Below are 598 nucleotides of genomic sequence, written 5' to 3' on the forward strand. Positions count from 1 at the left end.
TCGCCTTTACAGAAATATTATCTGCTTCTAGGCGAGATAAACCTTGGGAGATTATGACATTGCCGGTATAGGTTGACGTGCCATTCTGGTCGTCAAGGCTAGCCTGGTCTGACTCTATGGATATTGGAAGTTTACTGCTCGGGTCGATTGCAAAACAAAAAGCAGGCAAAAGGGTTAACAGGGTGGCACGGAGCAAGCTATTTATTGAAGGCATACTGTCCTCTGACATTGCTAAGGAGTTCAATGCGTTTTTCATTAAGCCAGCCGTTTAAGCCGGTTGCTTGAATGACGCTTTGATCTTTCCTAATGGTAACGGCTTGGTTTGATGAGATAAAGGCCTGTTTTCGGTCTATCGATATTTGATCGCTTTCAATGCTCCATGTTTTATCGCTGGGGATAATCTGCTCGATGATGACATTTCCGGAAAGCATTAGTGTATCGCTGTCTGGCTGGATTTCACCATTGTTGGCACTAAGTTGAATTATTTCTCCCTGTTCATTTGAGAGTGTCGCCTCAATGTGCTCGATATCGATTTGGTCAGATTGTGCGTAAAATAATGCGCTTTTACTTTGTAAGTTGGTTGAGAAGCCTTTGTCAT

Annotated in this window: 2 protein-coding genes; both read right to left on the minus strand. The window is 43.1% G+C overall.

Going from position 1 to position 598, the window contains the following annotated elements; all coding sequences use genetic code 11:
- A partial coding sequence (locus A3763_RS08105) for an LptA/OstA family protein (RefSeq protein ID WP_304440803.1) occupies positions 1-214 on the minus strand: 214 nt, incomplete at its 3' end.
- Positions 198-598: LPS export ABC transporter periplasmic protein LptC (gene lptC / locus A3763_RS08110; RefSeq protein ID WP_068759975.1), on the minus strand; the 401-nt coding region annotated here is incomplete at its 5' end. The genes lptC and A3763_RS08105, both read right to left, overlap by 17 nt.

This window comes from Oleiphilus sp. HI0128 (assembly GCF_001635365.1).